This window comes from Myxococcus sp. MISCRS1, assembly GCF_026626605.1.
Lineage (GTDB): Bacteria > Myxococcota > Myxococcia > Myxococcales > Myxococcaceae > Myxococcus > Myxococcus fulvus.
The window spans coordinates 6734923-6758209 of record NZ_JAPNKB010000001.1; the positions used below are offsets into that span (position 1 = coordinate 6734923).

General features: G+C 71.2%; 15 protein-coding genes. 7 read left to right on the forward strand and 8 right to left on the reverse strand.

Annotated features, from left to right (window positions below; genetic code table 11):
- Window positions 1–45: 45 nt before the first annotated feature.
- The 3 genes from OWM54_RS26875 to OWM54_RS26885 all read right to left on the reverse strand — a co-directional run bounded on the left by OWM54_RS26875 (window position 46) and on the right by OWM54_RS26885 (window position 5655).
- Complete coding sequence (locus OWM54_RS26875; protein WP_267699336.1) at window positions 46–2724, reverse strand: efflux RND transporter permease subunit; 2679 nt, start codon at window positions 2722–2724, stop codon at window positions 46–48.
- Between the two features lie 111 nt (window positions 2725–2835).
- Window positions 2836–4971 carry a site-specific recombinase gene (locus tag OWM54_RS26880; protein WP_267699337.1) on the reverse strand — a complete coding sequence of 712 codons (2136 nt, stop codon included), beginning with the start codon at window positions 4969–4971 and terminating at the stop codon, window positions 2836–2838.
- Window positions 4972–5079: 108 nt separating this feature from the next.
- Window positions 5080–5655 carry an ABC transporter substrate-binding protein gene (locus OWM54_RS26885; protein WP_141327244.1) on the reverse strand — a complete coding sequence of 192 codons (576 nt, stop codon included), beginning with the start codon at window positions 5653–5655 and terminating at the stop codon, window positions 5080–5082.
- 231 nt (window positions 5656–5886) lie between these two features.
- Here OWM54_RS26885 and metK point away from each other — a divergent pair, with 231 nt between their 5' ends.
- Entirely contained in the window at window positions 5887–7065 is a 1179-nt protein-coding gene (metK, locus tag OWM54_RS26890) for a methionine adenosyltransferase (RefSeq protein WP_223746987.1), read from the forward strand.
- A 92-nt stretch (window positions 7066–7157) separates the two neighbouring features.
- Here metK and OWM54_RS26895 read toward each other — a convergent pair whose 3' ends face one another.
- Entirely contained in the window at window positions 7158–7982 is an 825-nt protein-coding gene (locus tag OWM54_RS26895; RefSeq protein WP_267699338.1) for a penicillin-binding transpeptidase domain-containing protein, read from the reverse strand.
- A 320-nt stretch (window positions 7983–8302) separates the two neighbouring features.
- On the opposite strand from OWM54_RS26895, the gene OWM54_RS26900 reads away from it, so the two are divergent.
- Both OWM54_RS26900 and OWM54_RS26905 read left to right on the forward strand, forming a co-directional pair.
- Entirely contained in the window at window positions 8303–10963 is a 2661-nt protein-coding gene (locus OWM54_RS26900; RefSeq protein ID WP_267699339.1) for a CHAT domain-containing protein, read from the forward strand.
- 45 nt (window positions 10964–11008) lie between these two features.
- Window positions 11009–11665 (forward strand): hypothetical protein, encoded by a 657-nt coding sequence (locus OWM54_RS26905; protein ID WP_267699340.1) that lies wholly within the window; start codon window positions 11009–11011, stop codon window positions 11663–11665.
- A 76-nt stretch (window positions 11666–11741) separates the two neighbouring features.
- On the opposite strand, the gene OWM54_RS26910 is transcribed toward OWM54_RS26905, so the two are convergent.
- Together OWM54_RS26910 and OWM54_RS26915 are read right to left on the reverse strand one after the other, a co-directional pair.
- Entirely contained in the window at window positions 11742–13448 is a 1707-nt protein-coding gene (locus OWM54_RS26910; protein ID WP_267699341.1) for a TIGR02996 domain-containing protein, read from the reverse strand.
- A 12-nt stretch (window positions 13449–13460) separates the two neighbouring features.
- Window positions 13461–13931, reverse strand: a complete 471-nt coding sequence (locus tag OWM54_RS26915; RefSeq protein ID WP_267699342.1) for a YchJ family protein — start codon at window positions 13929–13931, stop codon at window positions 13461–13463.
- Window positions 13932–14057: 126 nt separating this feature from the next.
- Between OWM54_RS26915 and OWM54_RS26920 the strand changes: the two genes are divergently transcribed.
- Together OWM54_RS26920 and OWM54_RS26925 are read left to right on the forward strand one after the other, a co-directional pair.
- Complete coding sequence (locus OWM54_RS26920; RefSeq protein WP_046716342.1) at window positions 14058–14951, forward strand: undecaprenyl-diphosphate phosphatase; 894 nt, start codon at window positions 14058–14060, stop codon at window positions 14949–14951.
- A gap of 19 nt (window positions 14952–14970) precedes the next feature.
- Window positions 14971–15582, forward strand: coding sequence for an NUDIX hydrolase (locus OWM54_RS26925; RefSeq protein WP_267699343.1), 612 nt, complete (start codon window positions 14971–14973; stop codon window positions 15580–15582).
- Here the strand turns inward: OWM54_RS26925 and OWM54_RS26930 are convergent.
- Both OWM54_RS26930 and OWM54_RS26935 read right to left on the reverse strand, forming a co-directional pair.
- Window positions 15579–16997, reverse strand: coding sequence for an MBOAT family O-acyltransferase (locus tag OWM54_RS26930; protein WP_267699344.1), 1419 nt, complete (start codon window positions 16995–16997; stop codon window positions 15579–15581). The two genes, OWM54_RS26925 and OWM54_RS26930, sit on opposite strands and share 4 nt — an antisense overlap.
- A 1-nt stretch (window position 16998) precedes the next feature.
- Window positions 16999–19935 carry a GDSL-type esterase/lipase family protein gene (locus OWM54_RS26935; RefSeq protein ID WP_420715385.1) on the reverse strand — a complete coding sequence of 979 codons (2937 nt, stop codon included), beginning with the start codon at window positions 19933–19935 and terminating at the stop codon, window positions 16999–17001.
- 70 nt (window positions 19936–20005) lie between these two features.
- Here OWM54_RS26935 and OWM54_RS26940 point away from each other — a divergent pair, with 70 nt between their 5' ends.
- Together OWM54_RS26940 and OWM54_RS26945 are read left to right on the forward strand one after the other, a co-directional pair.
- The gene (locus OWM54_RS26940; protein ID WP_267699346.1) at window positions 20006–21070 is read left to right on the forward strand and encodes a mannose-1-phosphate guanylyltransferase; all 1065 of its coding nucleotides are present in this window, start codon (window positions 20006–20008) and stop codon (window positions 21068–21070) included.
- Window positions 21071–21271: 201 nt separating this feature from the next.
- Window positions 21272–23215 carry a protein kinase domain-containing protein gene (locus OWM54_RS26945; protein WP_267699347.1) on the forward strand — a complete coding sequence of 648 codons (1944 nt, stop codon included), beginning with the start codon at window positions 21272–21274 and terminating at the stop codon, window positions 23213–23215.
- Window positions 23216–23287 lie beyond the last annotated feature (72 nt).

A 23287-nucleotide genomic window follows, 5' to 3' on the forward strand; every position in this document is an offset into this window, starting at 1 on the left:
GGGGGCCTCGTTACCGCGCGGTTGTGTGACGTCGCTGCCCGCCGCTCAGGCCGCCCGCGTCGAGCCATCCTCGCCGCCGGAGGCGCTGCCCGTGCCGTCGCCCGGCGAGGACTCGCGCTTGCGGCGGTCATGCATGAGCTGCATCACCGCGGCCAGCACGGTGAAGGACACCACCAGCGTGGTGATGAGGCCGATGCAGGCCACCATGCCCATGGAGCGCAGGCCGTTGTGCGCCGCGGCCAAGAGCGCCGCGAAGCCCGCCACGGCCGTCAGCGTGGAGGACGCCACCGCCGCGCCCACGCTCCTGAGCGCCACGAGCGGGGAGGTGCCCTCCAGGAAGCGGTGCAGCAGGTACAGGCCGTGGCTCACCCCGAAGCCCAGGAGGATGGGCAGGATGATGATGTTCATGAAGTTCAGCCGCAGGCCGACGAGCGACATGATGCCCAGCATCATCGCCACGCCCACCCCCAGCGGAATCACGGACGCCAGCGCCAGCTTCGCGTTGCGGAAGTCCAGGAAGTGCATCGCGAGAATCCACAGCGCGGTGAGCACCACCGTGACCTTGCCGTCCCAGAGGACGATGCGCGCCAGCTTCGCGTACAGCTGCGTGGCGCCCGCGGCGCGGAACTCCTTCTGCGCCGTCTGCGTCTTCGGGTCGAAGTCATCCTTGTCGAAGCGGCCCGGGTAGTAGGTGGCGGGGATGGCGCGCGTCTCGTCGGCGAACTGCATCATCTTCTGGCCGTCGAACAGGTCCACGCTCGAGTAGATGAACGTCAGCCAGCCGCGGTTCTCCGGCTGCGCGCTGGGCAGGTTCTGGAACTGGCTCTTGTAGTTGGCCGGCACGCCGTGCACGTCGAAGGGCTTGGCGTCGAGCACCTTCATGAAGAAGGCGGCGTTCTCCTGCATCTCCGGCGGCAGCGCGGCGATGGAGAACCCGCGGGCCTCCAGGTTCGCCATGTCCTGCTTCCACTCCTGCAGCACCTTCTCGTTGGCCTTGGCCGTGGCTTCCGGCGGCACGAAGGTGAAGACGCTCACCACCTGGTCGATGGACGGGTACTTCTCCGGGTGGTCGGTCAGCTCGCGGTAGATGCCCTCCGCCTCGTCCAGGTCCTTGGTGTAGATGGCCATGGGGTCGCTGGAGATGTTGAAGCGGGCGTTGATCTCGTCCTGCAGCAACACCGACGACATGCCGTCCGGGATGAGCGCGCGGGTGTTGTAGTTGAAGCCCACGCCGTGCTTCACGCGCTCGAAGAAGCCCAGGTTGCCCTCGGGGGGCTCGCCCGTGCCGGCCCAGGGCACGGCCGCCGCGCAGATGAGCGCGACGAGCGCGGTGCTCACGCCCAGCACCAGCCCGGGGCGGGGGATGCGCAGCTCCTGGCCGCTGGAGGAGTTGGTCGGCGGCGGCTTCATCTCGCCGATGAGCTTCTTGGGCCACGCCGGGTTGATGCGGCCGAACAGCGCCAGCAGCGACGCGCTCCACACGAACAGCGTCAGGCCCAGGATGAGCGTGCCGCAGCCGGCCAGGAAGCCGAACTGGGAGAAGCCGCGGAACTCACTCACCATCAGCACGAAGAACGAGCCACCCGTCACCACCGCGGCCACCGCCGCCGGCCGGCCCGCGTTGACGAAGGCGTCCACGATGGCCTCGTCGTACGGCTTGCCCGCGCCCAGCTCCAGCCGCGTGCGGAAGGTGAAGTGGATGCCGTAGTCGATGCCGAAGCCCATCAGGATGCCGCCCAGGATGGACGTGATCATGTTGAGCTCACCAATCGTCGCGTAGGTGAAGCCCAGCGTGTAGATGGTGCCAATCACCGTGCCGCTCACCACGATGAACGTGGGCGCCAGCTTCCGGAAGAAGACGATGGTGATGAGGAAGATGGTGACCAGCGCGATGATGGTGACGGGCTCGAGCGACTCCTCGATCGCGAACGAGTCATCCACCGTCGTCTTGTACGAGCCGGTGTAGCCGTAGGCGATGGTGTTCGCGTCGCCCATCAGCTTGTAGTCCTCGACGAGCTTCACCTTGCCGGCCTGCGTGGAGTACGCGGCCAGGTCCTTGTTGAGCTTGTCGAGGTAGTCCTTCGTCTTGCCAATCTCCGTGGTGTCCCACATCGGCTTGATGAGGATGAGCACCATCTTCTTGTCGGCGGAGATGTTGTAGTCGTCGCGGATGCTCTTCTTGCCGACGGACGAGTACTTGTCGACCAGGTCCTGGAGGTTCAGCTCCACGGGCTTGGTGGCGCCCATGTCGATGTAGAAGGGGTTGCTGCGGCGCAGCTTGTCCTCGAGGAAGGCCATGATGCGGCGCTTGCCCTCCACCAGGTCCTCCGTCTTCACGAAGAGGACCATGTTCTGCTGGATGAACTCGACCGGCAGCTTGTAGCTGACGGTGCGCACGTGCTCCTTGTCCGCCTGGAGCATGCCGGCGATGTCGTCCGCCGTGCGCTTCATGGCGGCCTCGTCCGTCGAGCGCAGGGCCAGCATCAGGAAGCCGCTGCCGCCCACCATGTCGATGACCTGTTTGACGTCCTTCACCTCCTGGAGGTCCTGGGAGATGAGGTCGAGCTGGTTCGAGTTGATGCGCAACTGCAGCGTGGCCCAGGTGGACACGGCCAGCAGCGTCAGCAGCACGGCCAGGACGGTGCCGGGCCGGCGGACCAGGAGCCTCGCGAAGCTGTAGGCGAAGCGAGAATGGGAGTTCGGGTTTCGAGGAGCGCCGCTCATTCGCGGCGACCCTAGCGGCAAACGCCCGGCCCCGGAAGCGCGGCATGGCCTGCCCGGCCGGCTCCCGGGCCGCGAGGAAGGGCCGCTCGGACCCTGGGAATAAACGCCCCGTCAGGAGCCGCCGTGCTCCAGGGCGGGGGCCGCCGGGGGCTCCTCGGGGGGCAGGAAGAAGGAGCGGGGGGCCGAGAGGAAGCGGGCCCCGACCGCCCGCAGGAACGGCAGGGCCTCCGCGGTGGGCACGTCGCGCGCGCGAACGGCCACCCCCAGCGCCAGGCTGAACGACACCGTGAAGTTCATGACGCCGATGAGCCCCACGCCCACGAGCGCCCACAGGAAGTCCGGCTGGAGCACCCCGTGCGGGCCCAGCGCCGCGCCCGCCATGGCCAGGCCGCCGAGCGCGAAGGTGACGTGGCGGATGTCCAGGGGCAGCCCCACGAAGCGCCCCAATATCGTCATCAGCGCCAGGAGGAAGCCCAGCGTCACGTTGGCGCCCAGACCCGACGCCGCGTGCGCCAGCCCCTCCGCGAGCCGGTGCGCGCCCCGCTCCCCGAGCAGCCTGCGCGTCAGTCGGTGGTGCGCGAGCGCCTCCGGCAGCCGCCGGTACACCACGAAGTTCTCCAGCCACCCGCCCGCCACGCTGGACAGCCACAGCAGCACGCCGGTGAGGGCCGCGTACAACAGCGCGCCGCTCTTCCACGGGTGCATGGAGGCCACCGTGGCCTGGGCCTTGGCGGGGCTCAAGAACGGCTGCCCCGTGGCCACCTGCCACAGCAGGGCCAGCACCACGGCCGCGGGCAGCACGCAGCCCAGGTTTCCCGCGAAGGCGGCCAGCTGGGAGCGGGTGATGCGCGGGATGATGTCCACCAGGCTGGAGAGCCGGTCCCCCCGCGCGCCCTCGCCGATGGCGCCCGCCAGCGTGGCCGCCGTGACGGAGGGCTGCTTGGTGGCCAGCGTGAAGCCCAGCGCCTGGATGAGCAGGAACGCGACCGCGTAGTTGAGGCCCACGCCCAGGAACGCGAAGAGCGGGGCCAGCGGCAGCGTGGCGAGCAGGAACTTGCTGGCCACCGCGACGGCCGTCACCAGTCCGCCGCCCGCCGCCGAGTGCACCATGGCGTGGAACTCCGGGCGCGTGGTGGTGATGTAGTGCTCTCCCGAGTGGCCCGCGCGCTCGATGATCTTGCGCGCCAGCATCCGCACGTTGCGCCGCGCCAGCTCCACCACGGAGCGGTCCGCGTGCGCCCGCCGCAGCAGGTCCGACAGCAGGCCCAGCGCCTCACGCCAGCGCGGCTCGCCCCGGGGCGCGCCCAGCACCCGCGCGATGGCCTCCATGCGCTCCAGGCTCCGGCGGATGCGCTCCAGCCGGTACACCAGGTCCACGCTGACGCCCGCCTCCTCCAGGTGCCGCGACACGCTGCCCACCACCCGTCGGCAGTCGTCCACGCACGTGCTCAGGTCCCGCAGGGTGTCCTGGGCCGCGTCGCGCGCCAGCACCGCGTCGCACACCAGCCGCAGCCGCAGGAAGGGCGAGGCGCGCAGCGAGGTCTCCGGCGTGCGGTCCCTCACGTCCTCGGTGGTCCCCAGCGCCGCCGTCTGCAGGGCCAGGAGCAACAGCGCGTCCATCAGGTCCGCGCGCACGCGGGCGCCCGGCTGGGGCATGGGGGGGCGCGGCTCGCCCACCAGCGCGGACAGCTTCGCGAGCAGGGCGGGCGACAGGTGGGCGAGCCACACCGCGTCCTCGGGCACGGGGAACAGCCGCAGGAGCAGCTCCGACAGCTTGCCGGGCTCGGGCGGCGCGGGCAGCACCGCCCGGGCCAGCCGGTCGGACGCCTCCGCGAAGAAGCCCTGGCCCGCGGGCAGCCCCACCTGGGCGAAGAGCTTCAGGCCCCGGCTGCCGTCGCACACGCCGGACACCAGGAGGGTGAGGCTCGCGCGCATGGCGGGCTCGCCCTCCAGCACGCGCACCATGAGCGCGAGCCTCGCGTCCGCGGGGGGCTGCTGCGGCTCGGTGTCGTCCACCAGGGCGTGCGCGGGGAGGCGCTCGCGCAGCCACGCCATCCACCGCTCCACCCAGGTGAGCCGTGCCTCCAGGCCCTCCTCGGGGACGTCGCGCAAGAGCCGGTACAGGTCGCGCACGGCGGGGTGGCCCGGCGCGCGGGGCGCGTACTGCATGCAGAACGCGTCCACCTCCCGCTCGGAGGGGCCGTGCTGGGAGCGGCTCGGAGGTGCAACGGAGTGGGAGGCGGTCATCAACCAGGCCAGAGGGGGAGGGACAGACTACGCCAGCCCGGCATCCCCTCGGAACCCCTCCGGCGACCAGGAGCCTGGTGGCCTGGTCGCCGGGAGTGGGCGCGGCGGCTACTTCTTCGCCAGCTCCTGGCGCATGCGGCCCAGCAGCAGGTCCCACCCGCCCTGCTTGAGCAGCGGCTGCACCTGGGTGTCGCGGATGTCCTGGAGCATGGAGGAGCCGAGCACCGTCACGTCGACCACCTTCCACGCGGCCGCGTCCTTCACCAGGCGGTACTTCAGCTTCATCTCCTGCGTCTTCAGCGGGTGCTTGATGAAGACGACCGAGTCCACCGTGGCCTCGCCGCCGTTCACCTCGGCGGGCGAGTAGACGATGTCCTCCAGCGACTTGAAGTTCTCGCGCACGCGCGGGAAGGCAATCTTCGCGAACAGGCCGTGGAAGAGGCTGACGAACTCCTTGCGCTGCTCGTCGGTCCCCTTGGACCACTCGTCGCCGAGCAGGTACTTGCCCTGCTCCTCACCGCCGAAGAGCTTGAGCGCGGCGGCGTCCCGCTCGTAGCGCACGGACGACACCACCGTCTTCACGGGCTTGACGACCGGGTCGTCCTTCTTCGGCGCCGCGGCGGCCGCGGGCAGTGCGAAGGCGAAGGCGACCAGGAGGGAGAGGGTACGGAAGCGGGCGTTCATGTCGGGCGAGTCCTCCAACGGGATTGCTCGGCGTTCTGTTAGCCCAGGAGAACGTCGGGCGCCTCGCGAAATTCATCCCCATGCGGGCCGAGGGCTTCTGGCCATGCCCGTTTGCCCAGGGGGCGCCCGCGAATGTGCGGGCATTGATGGCTGTTTGACTCCCCCAGGACCACACTTTAGTGTCCTGCCCTTCGCGCGTCGTCTGCGCCTCCTTCTCTCTACAGAGCCGACATGCCTACCGACTTCCTCTTCACGTCTGAATCCGTCACCGAGGGCCACCCGGACAAGATCGCCGACCAGATCTCCGACGGTGTCCTGGATGCCATCATCGCCAAGGACCCCCAGGCCCGCGTCGCGGTGGAGACGCTGGTCAAGACGGGCCTGGCCATCGTCGCGGGTGAGGTGACGACGAACACCTACGTGGACATCCCGCGCATCGTGCGCAGCACCATCTGCAAGATCGGCTACACCGACAGCTCGATGGGCTACGACGGCAACACCTGCGGCGTGATGGTGGCCATCGAGGGCCAGAGCCAGGACATCGCGCGCGGCGTGGACAACAAGAAGGACCAGGGCGCTGGTGACCAGGGCATGATGTTCGGCTTCGCGTGCGACGAGACGCCGGAGCTGATGCCCGCCCCGCTGCACTACGCGCACGCGCTCACGCGCAAGCTCGCCGACGTGCGCCGCAAGCAGCACGACTGGCTGCGCCCGGACGGCAAGAGCCAGGTGACGGTGGAGTACCGCGAGGGCCGCCCGGTGCGCATCGACGCGGTGGTGGTGTCCACGCAGCACTCGGAGGAGATCTCCAACAAGCGCATCCAGGAGGCCATCCGCGAGGACGTCATCGCGAAGGCGCTCCCCAAGAAGCTCATCGACAACAAGACGAAGTTCTTCATCAACCCCACGGGTCGGTTCGTGGTGGGTGGCCCCATGGGCGACTCGGGCCTGACGGGCCGGAAGATCATCGTCGACACCTACGGCGGCATGGGCCGTCACGGCGGCGGCGCGTTCAGCGGCAAGGACCCGTCCAAGGTGGACCGCTCGGCGGCGTACATGGGCCGCTACATCGCGAAGAACGTCGTGGCCGCGGGCCTGGCGCGTCGTTGCGAGGTGCAGGTGTCCTACGCCATCGGCGTGGCCGAGCCGGTCAGCGTGATGGTGGAGACGTTCGGCACCGCCACCGTCCCGGAGGAGCGCATCGCCAAGGCCATCCGCCAGACGTTCGGCCTGCGTCCGCGCGAAATCACCGAGGGCCTGGACCTGCTGCGGCCCATCTACCAGAAGACCGCCGCGTACGGTCACTTCGGCCGCTCCGAGAAGGAGTTCACCTGGGAGCGCACCGACCGCAAGGACGCCCTGCGCGACGCCGCCAACAGCACCAGCTCCCGCCGCCTGAAGGCGGTCTGAGGTCGCTGACACACCCGGCCGTCACGGTCGGGTCTCGACGCGGGCCGCTTCCCGGATGTGGGGGCGGCCCGTCGTCTTTTCCAGGCGTCGTGTCAGAGCAGCCCTTGTGCCTGGAGCGCCTCGATGGCGGCGGGGAGCGCGAGGTTCTTCGACGGGGACTTGCTGCCGGGCGGCTGCTTCACGGCGCTGACGAAGACGTGGCGTCCCTTGGGGGAGGACACGTGCCCCACCAGCCACATCACGTCCCCGTCCTTGGCGTCCTGGTGCCAGCCCGTCTTCGCGCTGAGGGTGGCGTGGTCCTTCCAGGGGCCTCCCAGGTTGAGGCCGTCACGCACGCTGGCGACGGTGTCGGGGCCGTGGACCAGCGTGGCCTGGACGGCCTCGAGGACGCGGGGGCTGACGAGGAGCTGGCCCCGGTACATGCGCGCGAGGAAGTCGAGCTGCGCGTCGGGGGAGATGCGCAGCGGGCCGCCGAGCCAGAAGCGGGTGATGTCGCCGGAGGCCTTGCGGTTGCCGTAGTCCAGGCGCATGAGCCATTGCTCCAGGCGCTCGCGGCCAATCTGCTTCGCGGTGCCCTGGAAGACCCACAGCGCCGAGCGGCGCATCGCGGTGTCGAGCGTCTGGTCCTGGTTCCACATGGCGATGGCGTGCTGGGTGCCGTCCCACTTGCGCACCTCGTCCGTGCTCGACACCACGCCGGTCTCCAGGGCGATGAGCGCGTGGGGCACCTTGAAGGTGGAGGCCGGGACGAGCGGCGTCGCGCACAGCTTCGCGCCGTTGCGTGTGACTTCGCCGGAGTCCAGGTCCATCACGAGGAAGCAGCCGGGGTGCTTGGGCGTCTTGGGCGGTGCCGCGAGCGCGCTGGTGGTGACGAGGAGGAAGACGAGCACTGCGCGGAGGGAGCGGCGGCGGGACATGGGACTCCTGGGCGATGGGGGCGCTGCTGTGTCGGGCGTGCGCTTGGAGCAAGGTGTGGGCCAGGAGGACCCGCCTGGGACGGAGTCGTGCGCGTGGTTGGAGGGCCACACGGGTGCGGTGATTCGTCCGCACCGCCGTGGTTCGAAGCGGCGTAGCGTGTGACGGGAAGATTCTGGCGACCCGTCGTTGAGCGGGCATGGGCTGCCAGGGCACATACGCGGGGAGTTCGCCGGTGGATGCAGGGTCCGGGTCCTGGATTCCGAGGCCGAAGTCGGCCGTTCTCGTGGCGTTGGTGGTGGTGGTGGGAGGCGCGGCACTCATGGCGGGCTTGCGCTCGCGCCGCGTTGCTCCCGTGTCGCCCGAGCTGTTCCTCACCAGCGCCCCCGTGCGCATGCTCGAGGCCCGGGTCAGCTATCCGGGCGCGGACGTGTATCGGCCCTATGGACCGTTGCGCTCGGCGGCGGACGCGGGCCGCGCGGCTCCGGCGCCCCTGAGCGAGCTGGCGCGACTGGAGTCCGAGGGTGACATGCACGGTCTCGCGGCGGCCTATCTGGTGCGCCGCAACGCGGAGATGGCCGCGCCCTATCTCGCGAAGGCAGGCACCTCGCCGGACGTCGCGAGCGACCAGGCCATCATGGCGCTGGACCGCGGTGACTCGGCCTCCGCGCTCGCGCTGCTGGAGGGGGTGCTCGCCTCGCGGCCCACGCATGCACAGGCCCTGTGGAACCGCGCGCTGGTGCTGCGGGACCTGGAACTCTGGGCGCTGGCCGCGCAGTCATTCGACGCGGTGGCCGCGCTGGGCGAGTCCGGCTGGGCCCAGGAGGCGACCTCTCGCGCCCAGGCCGCGCGCGGTCGGCTGCGAGGCACCGAGGACTGGCGAAAGACGTCGACGTGGGGCCAGTCCCTCGTCGTGGAGGGCGCGCGTGTGCCCGATGACGTGCTCCGCGCACAGCCCGGCATCTTCCGCATGTACTTCTACGAGGCCCTGCGCGCGGCCCCCACCGTGGAGCGCGTGCGCGCCCTGGAGCCGATGGCCGCGACGCTGGACGCGCACTCGGGCGGCACCGCCCTGCGCGCGGCCCTCCAGTGGACCCTGACGCGGGACTTCCAGCTCCGCGCGCCTCTGGCCCGTCGCTATCTGGAGCTGTACCGCACCCATCAGGTCGAGGGTGGCTTCGCCGCGTTCCTCGAGGACGTGCGTCGCGCCGGAGAGCAGGACCTGTTCCTGGGCGCGCTCGTTCGTGAGAGCAAGGTGGCCGACCACCTGGACGAGGTCTCCCGGCTCGTCGCGAAGCTCCAGGACCCGTGGTTCACGCTGCTCCTGGAGCACGAGCGCGCACTGCAGGCCATCTCCCGAGGCGAGCTGCTCCAGGCCGAGCAGCTCCTGCTGAGCGCGGCGGCGCGGTGCCAGCAACACCCGCTGGGCTATCGCTGCATCCCCATCGAGTCCGACCTGGGCGACCTCTATCGTCAGCTCCACCGGTTGGCCGAGGCCCAGCGTCACCTGCTGGCCGCGCGCGCGCTGTACCGCGCGGACCCGCGCTGGGGAGAGGCGCAGCTCCTGCTCCAGCTCGGACAGCTCGCGCGCTACCAGGGCGATGCGGCGCTGGCCCGCGGCTACCTGGATGAAGCGCTGGCCCAGCGTCCCGACGACTGCACCATCCGTCACTTCGTCCGCGCCAACGATGCACTCGCCTTGCTGGAAGCGTTCTCCGTGGAGAGCGCGCAGGCCCGCATGCGCGAGGCGCTCGCGTGCAAGACGCCCCTGCTGTTGTCGGGCGCGAAGACGCTGGCGGACCTGGCCCGGCTCCAGCCGGACTCCGCGCTGGACGCGCGCCTCGTGCAGGGCCTGGCGGAGCGACGCCAGAAGGGGAACCTCACGCCGGGCGAGTCCGCGCTGCTGACGCACATCGAGGGCCGCTATGTCGTGGAGCGCGACCGGCCGCGCGGCGAGGCCCTGCTGCGCCAGTCCATCGCCGAGGCCGCGAAGCTGCCCGTCACCAGCGTGGATGCCCGCAAGGCCCGCGCGTACAGCTACACGTCGCTGCTCTTCTCCTCCGCCAAGGCGGGCGAGTACGAGCAGGCGTGGCGCCTCTTCGGTGAAGAGGTGGGCGGACAGCTCCCCGGGCGCTGTGTCCTGGCCGTCACCACGGACGTCGAGCGCACCTTCGTGCTGGTGCGAGGCCCGGAAGGTCAGCTCGTCGGTCACCACGACGCGAGCCGCAGGGCCCCGCTGCACGACGAGCTCCAGGGGCTCATCCCCGATGCGATGACGGACCTGCTGCGCGCCTGTCCGGCGGTGGAGGTGGTGGCGCGCCCGCCGCTCCATGGTCGCGCGGGGCTGCTGCCGGAGGACCTCGCCTGGGCGTACCACTCGGTGCGCGCGTCGCCCGTCGCGTCCGGTACGCGGACGCCTCGCCGCCTCGTCGTCGCCGACGTGCAGGCGCCCGAGGCGCTGGGCCTGCCGATGCTCGGAGGCTGGGCGGGGCTGCCCGGAGACGAGGCCACGATGCTGCTCGGACGCCAGGCCACGCCGTCCCGCGTGCTGGAGGCGATGACGGACGCGACGCAGATCGAGGTCCACGCCCATGGGCTGATGAATCCGGACGTGTCCGAGGCCTCGTTGCTGGTCCTGTCGCCGGAGCCGAGCGGCCGCTACGCGCTCACCGCCGGCGAGGTGCGCGGGGCGAAGCTGCGCGGCCAGCCGCTGGTCATCCTCGGCGCATGTCGGGCCGCGCATGGCGCCGCGTGGACGTACGAGCGCTTCAGCCTGCCGGTGGCCTTCCTGGACGCGGGCGCGAGCACGGTGCTCGCGGCGACGGTGGATGTGCCGGACGCGGAAGCAGGACCTTTCTTCAATGCCGTGAGGGAGCGGATTCAGCACGGCGAGCGCGCGGCCAACGCGCTGAGGGACGTGCGGATGGCCTGGATGAAGCGAGACCCACGCAGCTGGGTGCGCTCCGTCCTGGTCTTCGATTGACGGCGGGATGGGCCCGCCTGGATGGACTGGAGGGGGAACGACGAGATGAAGACCTCGAAGAAGCTGATGATGTGTGTGCTGTTCGTGGGTGCCTTGACGGGATGCCGCACGCTGGGCTCGCGGCCGACGCCAAGCCCCTCGTGCCCGGAGGTGGCGTTGCTGCCGAAGGTGCCGACCATCCAGGCCCTGCCTCCCAACGCGGAGCTGCCCGAGGGCGCCACGCAGGTGGTCGTCGGACTGTGCCGCAGGACGGGCCAGTACCTCGCGCTGGGCGTCGCTCCCGAGCAGGGGCGCTTCGCGTACGCGGTGGCGGGCAGCCGGGGGACCAGCGATGCGTTCTTCGCGCGCGTCCAGCGGCTCGGCCTGCCGATGACGGTGTTCAGCGCGCCGGTGAAGCTGCGCAAGGGCGGCTCGGTGGGCAGCTCGGCGGTGGACACGAGCTCCGACCCGCAGCAGGGCAACCCCCAGGAGGACAAGGATCCGACGGAGGGGCCGACGTACGACCCCTGCATCAATCAGCAGGACGAGATTGGCGACAAGCCGCCGCCGGACCCGACGGACGAGGGCGGCGCCGCGCCCACGGTCCCCAACTCGTTCGCGAGCCTGGCCTGGCAGACGGCCAGTGCCATCGACGCGGCCTCGGACCCCGCGCCGGAGAAGCCGGACACCACGTCGCCCACGGGCTCGACGGTGCCTCGGTAGTCAGGTGAGTCGAGGCGAGGAGCCCGGACCGTGCACCGGGCTCCTCGCGGCGGAGGGACGAGCCGTGTCCCGTCCCTCACTCCGCGAGCACGCCATCGAGCTCGCCGACCCGTCGCAAGACCTCGTGCCTCGCCGCCGTGCGGAGCCGATGGTCCAGGATGAGCTTCGAGCGCTTGAAGGGTTCGAGCCGGTCGATTCGCTCGAGCCCCGCCAGGAGGTCATCGCGCACGAGCTCCTCGTGGGGCTCGTTCATCGCGGTGGTGAAGAGGTGGACCTCGTGCCTCCCATCGGGTCCACGCACGAAGCGGAAGCCGCAGCTCCAGTCCTTGGAGTCGTTGCGTACCAGCCGGAGCGTGAGGTCCGGGACCTTCAGCCTCGGGACGAGCGGGATGAGGGCCAGCGCATCCGCGGCGGAGGGGCCACTGACGTAGACGCGGAGCTGGAGGCGCTCCAGCCTGGACACGAGTGGTGACTCCAGGAATCGAGCGGCCCACCAGTGGAAGGCGAAGATGTCCAGGTGGCGCAGCGAGGGGAACGCGCTGGGGTCCTGGGCCAGCTCCACCCATTGGTCCAGCGCGCCACGCATCGCGAGGGACTCGAGCCCGGGCCGCTTCGCCAGGTCCTGGGTCCTCACGTCGCTGTTCACGAGCGAGCGCAGCGACTTCATCACCGGGTCCGTGGTGACGTCGTAGTCCCCGCGACCTTCCAGGTGCTCCACGGTGGCCCAGAGCGGATGACCCGCCGTCTTCTGGATGGCGCTCCGCAGGGCGCTCGAGTTGCCCTGCTTCAGCGCGGCGTGGGACAGGAAGCCCCGCGTGAAGACGCAGTCGGGCTTGAGCACCTCGTCGAGCGGACCGAGCAGCTCCTGGCGCGCGTTCTTGAGAAGCTCCCGCTCGCGTTTGCGCTCGGCGGTGGTGAGCGACCGACGCGTGGCCTCGAGCTGCAGGGCGATGAGCTCGCCGCGCGGATGGCCTTGCTCCAGCAGCACATCCGCCAGCACCGCGCGCGCCTCGTTGTCTCCTGGCTCCTCCAACACCCGCGCGAGCATCGCCTCCGCGTCCCCGACCTTCCTTGGCGCGACGGGCTCCGCCCCCCGCGGCTCCGCGTCGACAGGGAGGACGGCCCCGTGGGCTGCATTGGAGTGTTCGCCCACGGCCCAGGCCTTCCGAGGCGCGACGGGCTCGGCCTCCCGCATCTCCGCGTCGACGTGGATGATGGCCTGGTGGTCCGCGGCGGAGAGCTCACCTTCGCGGGCCGCGGCGTCGAGCTGGGCGCGAATCCGGTCGACGTGGCTCGCGAAGAAGGCCTCGGCGTCGTCCTCCACGTCGTAGCCCTTGCGCGCCTTCAGCACCGTGCTCGCGGCACGAGCATCCCGGATGCGGCGCGCCAGGGGCGCAAGCCTCGTCCAGAAGGGACGCGCGCCAGTGCTGGTGAAGGGAGGCTCCGCGAACTGGCTCGCGACCCAGCGGTCGATGCGCGGGTCCTCGGGCCAATCCGCGAGCGTCTCCAGTCGGGGCCTCGCCTTCACCGAGCCCTTGTCGAGCAGCGCCGCGAGCAGCGTCGTGAGCGTCGCGGAATCCCGCCTCCCGGCGAGCGCGTCCCAGTCCTTGGGTGCGGGCAGGTCCCTCGCGAGCTTGTTGCCCAGGCCGACGATGCGCTCGGCCAGCACCGTGTGGGGCGCGGCGCGCCAGCGGGTGAGCAGGTGCTCCAGGACACCCGCCCAGTCCCCCTGCTTCGTGGCCTCCTCCAGCGTGGGCGACTTCTTCTTCGGCGCGGAGGGCATCGAAGACCTCCCCTACCGGGGGAACGTCGCGAGGGTGAGGGACTCGGGCGGCACGGTCAGCTCGCGGAGCATGAGCGTGTGCCCGGACAGGTAGCGCCAGCCGACACCGTCATGGCGGAAGTCCGAGGCCTCGACGAAGGAGCGCTCCTTGCCCTTCTCGAACACCTTGGCGAAGAAGAGCACCTGGGCGTTGCCCTGGGCGTCCGGCGCCTGTCGGTCCATCACCACCAGCTTGGGGAACTGGTGCCCCTGGGCGAAGACGCGCAGCTCCCGCACCACGTCGGCCTCGGGCCGGGCGCGGTCCGGGTGCTGGGGGTGGAGTGTCTTCCACAGGTAGGCGGCCTCACGCTGGGCGAAGGCGCTGTAGCGGCTGCGCATCAGCCGCTCGGCGTCGGGGGCTTCCGCCTCGCCCTTGTGGAAGGGGGCGCAGCACTCGCGGTAGCGCAGGCCGGAGGAGCAGGGGCAGGGTGGGGCAGGGGGCATGTCTCGGGAGGGGAGCCTACCTGGACCGGTGTGGGGGCGGGAGCACCGCATGCTCTGCGAGCCACACACGCACAGGAACGCCCTTGCTGGCGGCGGTGTCCGGGCATACATCCCGGGACCGCGCCTATGAGCCTGATAGAAGCCATCGTCCTGGGACTGGTCCAGGGTCTCACGGAGTTCCTGCCCATCAGCTCCACCGCCCACCTGCGCATCGCGCCGGAGCTGTTCGGCTGGAAGGACCCGGGGGCCGCGTACTCGGCCGTCATCCAACTGGGCACGGTGGCCGCCGTGCTCATCTACTTCCGCAAGGACATCGTCTCCCTCGTCACCGCCTTCTTCAAGGGCCTGGCGAAGCGCGAGCCCTTCGGCACCGTGGAGTCGCGCCTGGCGTGGTTCGTCCTGGTGGGCACGCTGCCCATCGGCCTGTGCGGCCTCGCTTTCAAGAAGGCCATCGAGACGCAGTTCCGCTCGCTCTACGTCATCTCCGGCAGCCTCATCATCCTGGCCATCATCCTCTTCGTGGTGGAGAAGCGCGCCTCCCACAAGCGGACGCTGGCGGACATGACGTGGAAGGACGGCATCCTCATCGGCCTGTGGCAGGCGCTGGCGCTCATCCCGGGCTCGTCGCGCTCGGGCACCACGCTGACGGGCGGCCTGTCGCTCGGCCTCAAGCGCGAGGACGCCGCGCGCTACTCGTTCCTCTTGTCCATCCCCGCCACCACGCTGGCGGGCATCTTCGAGCTCAAGCACCTGTTGGAGGCCACCGAGCGGCCCAGCGCCGTGTCGCTCTGGGTGGGCACGCTGGTGGCGTTCGCCTCGGGCATGGCGGCCATCGCGTGGTTGTTGAACTACCTGCGCTCGCGCACCACGTTGGTGTTCGTGGTGTACCGCGTGGCGCTGGGCGTGCTGCTGCTGGTGCTGCTCCAGATGAACGTGCTCAAGCCGCTGTCGGGCGTGGAGAACGTGGACGTGCCGCCCGAGCCGGGCAAGCAGCAGCTCGAGAAGCAGATCACCGACTGAGTCGCGGAGGCGTGGCGTCGTGAGCGTGGAGTCGTTGTTCCAGGCGGTGGAGGCGCGGTTGTCCACGCGCCCCGCGCGCGGCGTGGACCTGCCGGGGCTGGTGCTGCGCGAGGCCTCCGTGCTGGTGCCGCTGTTCGAGCGCGACGGCGTGCCCCACATGGTGTTCACCCGCCGCCCGGCCACGCTGCGCACCCACGCCAACCAGTACAGCTACCCCGGCGGAGGCCGCGACGCGGAGGACCTGACGCCGCTGCACACCGCGCTGCGCGAGACGGAAGAGGAGCTGGGCATCGACCGGCGCGGCGTGCGCGTGCTGGGCATGCTGGACGAGGTGCCCACCATCTCGCAGTACCGCGTGCGGCCCTTCGTGGGCGTGATTCCAGGGGACGGCCGCTACACGCCGAGCCCGGAGGAGGTCGCCTTCATCCTCGAGGTGCCGCTGGCGCGCCTGCTGGACCCGGCCATCCTGCGCGTGGAGCGCAAGGAGGTCTTCGGCGCGGAGCGGGACCTGTACTTCTACACGTACGAGTCCCACGTCATCTGGGGCGCCACGGCGCGCATCCTCCGCGACTTCCTCACGCAGCTGTCGCAGGTGCCGGACTTCGAGTCGTTCCTCGGCGCGCGCGGCTAGAACTGCAGGTAGACGTACGGCCGCGCCTCCACGGACGCCAGGTGGCGGATGCCCAGGCCGAGCACCACGAGCGCCATCGCGCGCACGGGCACCGGCATCCGGACGAACGCCTCCGAGGCCACCGTGTACAGCTTCATCGGCACCGCGTGGAAGAACACCGCCGCGGCCAGCATGCCCCACACCAGCGGGCTGACGTTGGCGATGCCCGGCACGCCCGCCATCATCCGCGCGTAGAATTCGCCCGCGTCCGTCATGGAGTGCGCGCGGAACACCACGCGCGTGAGCACCACCAGCGTGAAGGTGGCCAGCATGCCCGCCGCGATGCGGGGGACGCCCGGGTTCTCCGGCTTGCCCACCGACCACTCCCAGCAGCGCGTCAGCCCCAGCGCCACGCCGTGCACCGCGCCCCAGACGGCGAAGCGCCAGTCCGCCCCGTGCCACAGGCCGCCCAGCACCATCACCGTCATCAGGTTGAAGAGCACGCGCGGCTTGGACACGCGGTTGCCACCCAGCGGGCGGTACAGGTAGTCCCGGAGCCACGTGGACAGGCTCATGTGCCACCGGTTCCAGAACTCGCCCACGTTCTTCGCCAGGTACGGCCGGTTGAAGTTCTCCGGGAACTTGAAGCCGAACAGCGCCGCCACACCCAGCGCGATGTCCGAGTAGCCCGAGAAGTCGTAGTAGAGCTCGAAGGTGTAGGCCACCGCGGCGACGATGCACTCGGCGGAGGCGTACTTCTCCGGCGCGGCGAACACCGGGTCCACGATTCCGCTGCCCAGCACGTCCGCGATGACCAGCTTCTTCACCAGGCCCACGGCAATCCGGAACATCGCCCGGCCGCCGTCCTCGGGCGTCAGCGTGGGCACGTCGCGGAAGCGCTCGAGCAGCTCCGACGCGCGGATGATGGGGCCGCTCACCACGCGCGGGAAGAACAGCATGTAGAGCAGGTGCTCGAGGAACGAGTGCTCGGAGCTGGCCTTCCCCCGGTACACGTCCACCGTGTAGCTGATGGCCTGGAAGACGTAGAACGACAGGCCCAGCGGCAGAATCAAATCGAACGGCGTCTCGCGGACGTGGATGCCCCACGAGGCGGGAATCAGCGAGAGCGCCGTCTGACGGAGCAGCTCCAGGTACTTGAAGCCCGCGAGCAGCCCCAGGTTCGACACCACCGACAGCGTGACGAGCAGCTTGCGCACGCCGGGCGACTGCGCGCGGCCCATGCCCTTGACGAGCACGTGGTCCACCGTGACGCCCGCCAGGAAGATGAGCAGCGGGAAGGGCGTGAAGGCCGTGTAGAAGAAGACGCTGGCGCCCAGCAGCACCAGCATGCGCGGCCAGTAGTGACGGTGCACCGCCCAGTAGAGCGCGAACACCGCGATGACGAACACGAGATACTGGAGGCTGTGCGACAGCACGTCAGTTCCCCTCCATGCGCGCGGTGGGCTCGCCCTTCTTGCGCGCCTCGTAGGCCGACAGGAAGTCCCGGGCGAAGCTCGCCGCCAGCCGCTCGTAGCCCTCGGGCGTCAGGTGCACACCGTCCGCGTGCCCGTACACCGGCCGCGAGCGCTGCCAGCGCAGCATGGCCCGCTCACCGCCCATGGCCGCGCGAGCAGACCAGTACGCGCACCCCGCGTCCCGCGCGACGCGAGGCAGCGTGCCCAGCACCGTCGCCAGCGAGGGCGCCTCCGTCCAGTGTCCGCTCGCGTCCTTGGCCAGCCGGTCCGTGGGGCCCAGCACCAGGCACTCCGCGTTGCCCGTGGCCTTGCGCAGCCGCGAGATGAGCGCCGTGTAGTCGCCCGACAGGCCTTGCGCGTCCAGACCGACGAGGTTCGCCTCGTTGGTGCCGTACCAGAACACGAGCAGGTCCGGCCGCCGCGACGCGAGCTGCGCGTCCACCGCCGCCGCGTCCATGTCCCGCAGGGTGAAGGACGTGGAGCCGGGGAGCCCCAGCGCGTCCAGCACCACGCCCGGCGTGTCGTACTCCAGCGCCGCGCCCAGCACGGTGACCTGGCTGTTGGGCGCCGCCGCGACCTCCACCTCGTGCGAGGTGCCGGTGACGGGGAAGGAGCGGATGCGCACGGTGGGCGCGGTGAGCGGCTCGGGCGGAGGCGCGTCCGGGGGGATGTCCTCGCCGTCCACGCGGATGTCCGGCGACGCCACGTCCGGCACGTCCAGCGCGTACAGGTCCAACCGGCCCGTGCGCGACTTCTCCTCGGGGCAGCCCTTGCAGAACTGGATGCGCAGCTTCGAGCCGGGCGCGCCCACGGCGCGGATGCCCGTCAGGCCCCACAGGCCGCCCGGCGTCGAGTCCAGCGCGTCCTCCACCTTCCACTCCCCCGTCAGCTCGCGCGCCACGCGCGCCTTGTCCAGGCGAGGCGAGGACTTGCCCGCGGCGATGAAGCCCCGGCCCGCGTCGCCGAAGCGCTTGGAGAGCACGTCGCGCACCGCGTCCGTGAAGTAGTGCGACGCGGTATGCGACGCGCCCAACTGGGCGATGCCCACGCGCAGCGCCTCGCCGGACTCGCGGCGGCGCAGCTTGTCGAAGGTCCGCGCCAGCGCGATGTCCGCGTCCTGCAGCCCCGGCGTGTCCGCCACCGGCACCAGCGCGGTGTGCGCCTTGGCGAAGCTGCGCTGGAGCGCCAGGTCGAAGAGGTGGCCCAACAGGTCGGAGCCCTTGGCGCGCGGGTGCACCAGGTCCTCCAGCATCAGCCCCGCCTCCAGCCACCGCAGCGCCGCGCCCTCGCCGCCCATGGCGTTGTAGGCGTCCCAGAACGCGCAGCCGCCCAGGCGCGCCTCCTCGCGGAAGATGTCGGAGACCTCCTTGGACCCTCGGCGCGGCACCGGCTCGCCGCCCATGGTCCGCACGCCCGCGTCGATGGGGGACATCACCAGGCACGCCGCGTCCGGCACGTTGGTGCGCACGCGGGAGACCAGCTCCTTCATCTGCGCGCGCACCTCCTCCAAGGTGGTGCGCTCGCGCGAGTAGAAGAACGCCTCGTTGCCGCCCACCATCAGCACCACCATGGACGGCTTGCGCTGGCGCAGCTGCGCACGGAAGGCCGCGGGCTGGGCTCGCAGGTACACCTCCGCCATGCCGCCCAGCAGGCCCACCGTGTCGTAGATGACGCCCGGCGTGCCCGTCTCCAGCGTCACGCCGTGCAGCTCCACCCGGCCGGACGTGGTGAGCGTCAGCGTCCTGGCGCCCTCGGGCAGGTTCACCCGGGCGAAGGCCGCCTCCGACTTCGTCTTGGAGAAGCCGCGCGTCTGGATGCGCTGCAGCGGACGGCCGTCCACCGACAGCTGCACGGAGCCGCTGGAGGGCTGGGCCAGGAAGAACAGCTCCGCGACCCTGGCTCCTTCCGCGTCGTACTTCGTGTTCTGCGAGCCGCCCGCCGCGGTGAAGGCCACACCCGTCCAGCCCACCCTGTCTCGGGGCCACTTGGTGTCCACCAGCCGCTCGATGGTCCACCCGTCCGAGCCCCGTCCGGAGCGCGTCCACCGGCCCGCGCTCGCGGGGCGGGTGATGAAGAGGAAGCCCTTGCCGCCCGAGCCGAAGCGCTCCTGGAGCCTGTCGCGCACCACGTCGGTGATGTAGTCGGACGCCACCAGCGAGTCGCCCAGGTGCACCACGCGCACGGGCGTGCGTCGGGTGTCCGCGCGCAGCTCGCCCAGCGCCTTGTGGAACGGGGCGAGCCCGTCCTCCTCGCACGTGCCATCCGAGCGCGCCTTGCGGCAGTTGAGCTCGATGTCCACGTGCTGGGCGCTCATCTTCTCGCGCAGCGCCTCCAGCTCCACGGCGCGGGCCAGGGAAGGCGCGCTCAGCTCCTCCAGGCCGATGCCCGGCACGGTGGGCACCACGGGCTGGTCCGGGGGGAGCGCGGCGACGTCGGTGCCCGCGTCCTCGCCCGCCTCGTCCTCGGGGGGCGCGGTGGGCTTCGTCGGCTGGCCGGCGGCCACCTCCGTCTCCGGCGCGGGCACGGGCTGGCCCCCCAGGAACCTCGCCGGGACGGTCAGCGCGACCAGCTTCTCCTGCAAGGGACCGCGCTGGAGGGAGGGCAGGGGGCGCCACGCCTCCGGAATCGGGGCGAGCGAAAGCCCCAACGTCAGCGCGATGGTGAGGAGGAGCGTCAGCCCGGTGGATCTGGCCTTGAGGAAGTCCAACAGCGCGGCATGAGACTGGCTTTTCGGGGGCGGGTCAAAACTCCCGCCACTTCCGGCCGCTTCGCCGTCCGGAGGGCGTCCGGCCGGGCGGGGTGGGCGGGAAGGTGGGAGTCGCAACGGCTCTGGAGGGGCTGGCTTCGTCACGGCTGCCCTCTTTCCCGGAAAGGCCGAAACGGTATGGTGCGCCGCCAGTCACGCCGGGGGGAAGACCCTGGCGCTTCTCGCTGGCTCCGAGCCGGCACTCGCAGGAGTCGTACCCCGCATGGCCCTCTACCCCGTCATCATGGCCGGTGGCTCCGGCACGCGTTTCTGGCCGCTGTCCCGGCAGGCGCGCCCCAAGCAGTTCCTGCCGCTCGCCTCGAAGCTGCCGCTCATCACCGACACCGCCCAGCGCCTCAAGGGCCTGGCCACGGTGAAGAACACCTTCATCGTGTGCGGCCCGCTGCACGCGAAGGCCGCCGAGAAGCTGGTGAAGGGCCTTCCCAAGCCCAACCTCCTGGTGGAGCCCGTGGCCCGCAACACCGCGCCCGCCATCGCGCTCGCCGCGGTGCAGGTGGCCGCCCGCGACCCGAAGGGCGTCATGGTGGTGCTGCCCTCCGACCACCACGTGGCCGACGTGCCGGGCTTCAAGCGCGTGCTGGAGCAGGCCGCGCGCATCGCCGAGGGGGGCCACATCGTTACCCTGGGCATCCAGCCCCACCGCCCGGAGACGGGCTACGGCTACATCCAGGTCGGTGACGCGCTGGAGGGCGGCGGCCGCGCGGTGAAGGCGTTCAAGGAGAAGCCCGACCCCCAGACGGCACAGGCGTACGTGTCCTCCGGTGAGTACCTGTGGAACGGCGGCATCTTCGTCTTCCGCGCGGACGTCATCCTGGCCGCCTTCGAGCAGCACATGCCGGAGATGAAGAAGGGCCTGAAGGCCCTGCGCGAGGCCGCCGGCAAGCGCACCTTCGGCGCGGTGCTCAAGAAGGTGTTCCCCAAGCTGCCGTCCATCTCCATCGACTACGGCGTGATGGAGAAGGCCTCCAACATCGCGGTGCTGCCGGGTGACTTCGGCTGGTCGGACGTCGGCTCCTTCGCGGCCATCCCCGAGGTGCGCCCCGCGGACGCGCACGGCAACGTCATCTCCGGCGACCTGGCCGTCGTGGTGGACTGCAAGGGCTGCATCGTGCTCGCCGACAAGCGCCCGCTGTCCGTCGTGGGCCTCACCGACGTGGTGGTGGTGGACTCCGGCGACGCGGTGCTGGTGGTGCCCCGCGAGAAGAGCCAGGACGTGCGCAAGGTGGTCGAGGCCCTCAAGGCCCGCAAGCTGCAGAAGTACCTGTAGGTGCAGGCGCCCAGTGTGCGCTGGAGAAACTTCCGACCCCGGGGCTGAAAGAACTTCCGCTCCGTGGGTAACGGGGTTCTCCGCTTTCTCGTCCCGGCGGGAGGTTGTCGTGTCCAGTCGCTGACGAAGTCGGGGGTGCACGCCGGTTGCAGGGCCGTCGCCGCCCGCCCCATCCCGGGGCGGACGGGGCGGAGCTCGAACATGGCTTGCAATCACTGCGCGGTGGAGCATCCGGTGGGGTCGGTGTGTCCTCGGGCGCCGTCCCTGGAGGGGCAGCGGCATGGCCCGCTGGTGCTGGGCGCGGCGTTGGGCTCGGGGGCGTTGGGCACGGTGTACCTGGCGGAGCACACGCCCACGGGGCACCGCTTCGCGGTGAAGGTGATGCACCCGCACCTGGCGGCCCAGCCGGTGGTGCGCTCGCGCTTCCTCATGGAGGGCCGCGCGCTGCGCTCGCTCAAGCACCGCCATGTCGCGCGGGTGCTGGACGCGCGCATCGGCCCCGCGGGGCTGCCGTGCCTGCTGATGGAGCACGCGGAGGGTGAGCCCTTCTCGAAGCTGCCCATGCCGCTGGCTCCGGCGGAGGTGGTGCTGGTGCTGGCCCAGGCGCTGTGCGCGCTGGAGGTCGCCCACGCGCAGGGCCGCGTGCACGGGGGACTGAGCGCGGACAGCCTGGTGCTGACGTGGGATTCGCGGGGCGAGCGGCGGGTGAAGGTGCTGGGCTTCGGCTCTCGCGAGGTGCTCACCGCCAGCCTGTCCCGCGAGGAGCGCGCGTGCGGCATGGTGGTGGGCTCGCCCGCGTTCCTCGCGCCGGAGCAGTGGGCGCAGGACTCGGTGGACGGGCGCACGGACATCTACGCGCTGGGCGTGGTGGGCTACCTGCTGGCCACGGGCCGGCTGCCCTTCGGCTTCGGGCGCGTGGGGGCGCTGTCGCCCGCGGCGCCGCACGAGCTCAACCCTCGCGTGCCGCGCGCGCTCTCGGACGTGCTGCTGCGCGCGCTGTCCCAGAGCCCCGGGGAGCGGTTCCCGGACGCCGTCTCCTTCCGCGAGGCGCTGCTCGACAGCCAGGGCATCGGCCGGGTGCGGCCCGCGCCCCCGCAGCGCACGCGCACGTCGCGCGGGAGCATCTCCATCTTCGGCCACATCCTCCCGGAGGACGACGCCACGCCGCTGCACCGCGCGCTGCGCGAGGTCGCCTACGAGCAGGTTCCGACGGCCGAGCTGACGCCGCCGAAGATGGAGTCGCCCCGGGGGCTGCTCGTGCGGCTGGGGCTGGCCACGGACGCGGAGCTGGTGCCGGTGCGCCTGGGGGACGTGACGGTGGACGGCTTCTTCGCCACGTGGGCGGGGGTGCTGCCTCCGCTCGCCTCGCAGCTCCCGGTGGAGCTGACGTTCAAGGGCCGCAAGGTAGCGTGCGACTGCGACGTGGTCCGCCATGTCACGCGCGAGGAGGCGCGGGCGTGGAATGGTGAGTCGGGGCTGCACGTGCAGTTCGCGGGCGAGGCGGCGCGGGAGCTCCTGGCGCACGCGCTGGGGCTGGGCTCGGGGCCGCGCGCGCTGGAGGCGGAGCCGGTGCCGGACGCGGAGCTGGCCCGGGTGCTGTCGCGCGCGGCGGTGGTGGAGAAGGACCCGTACGCGCTGCTCGGCGCTCTGCCGCACGAGGACTTCGAGGCGGTGCGCCGTCGCGCGACCTCGGCGCTGCGCAGGCTGAACCTCTTCCGTCAGCGCACCCTGCCCCTGGGGCAGCGTCAGGCGCTGGAGGCGCTGCTGCGCCGGGTGGAGGCTGCGGGCCGCATGCTGGGCGACGCGGTGTCACGCGCCGGCTACGACGCCACGCGGGGGAACCTCGCGGGGGTCGCCCGCTGCCTCGACGCGGGGCTGGCGGATGAGCAGGCGGAGGTGATGCGCGGTGCCTTCCTCGCGGCGCGTCCGCTGGCGGAGTCGCGGGCCCGGGCGCTCTTCACGCAGGGCCACGCGCTGGAGGTTCGGGGGCAGCACGACGCGGCTCTCGAGCGCTACGCGGAGGCGCTGGCGTTGGATCCGCTCAACGCCTCCTGGCTGCGCCACTACCAGGTCCTGCGCGGGCAGCCGCGCCCTGAGGTGCCGCTCTCCATCGAGAGCGCCGGCGTGGAGGTCACCGCGCACTGAAGGCGCGCGCATTCCGAAGGGGCGCTTCCAGCGGAGCGAGGGTGCGGAGGTCACCGCGTACCGAAGGCACGC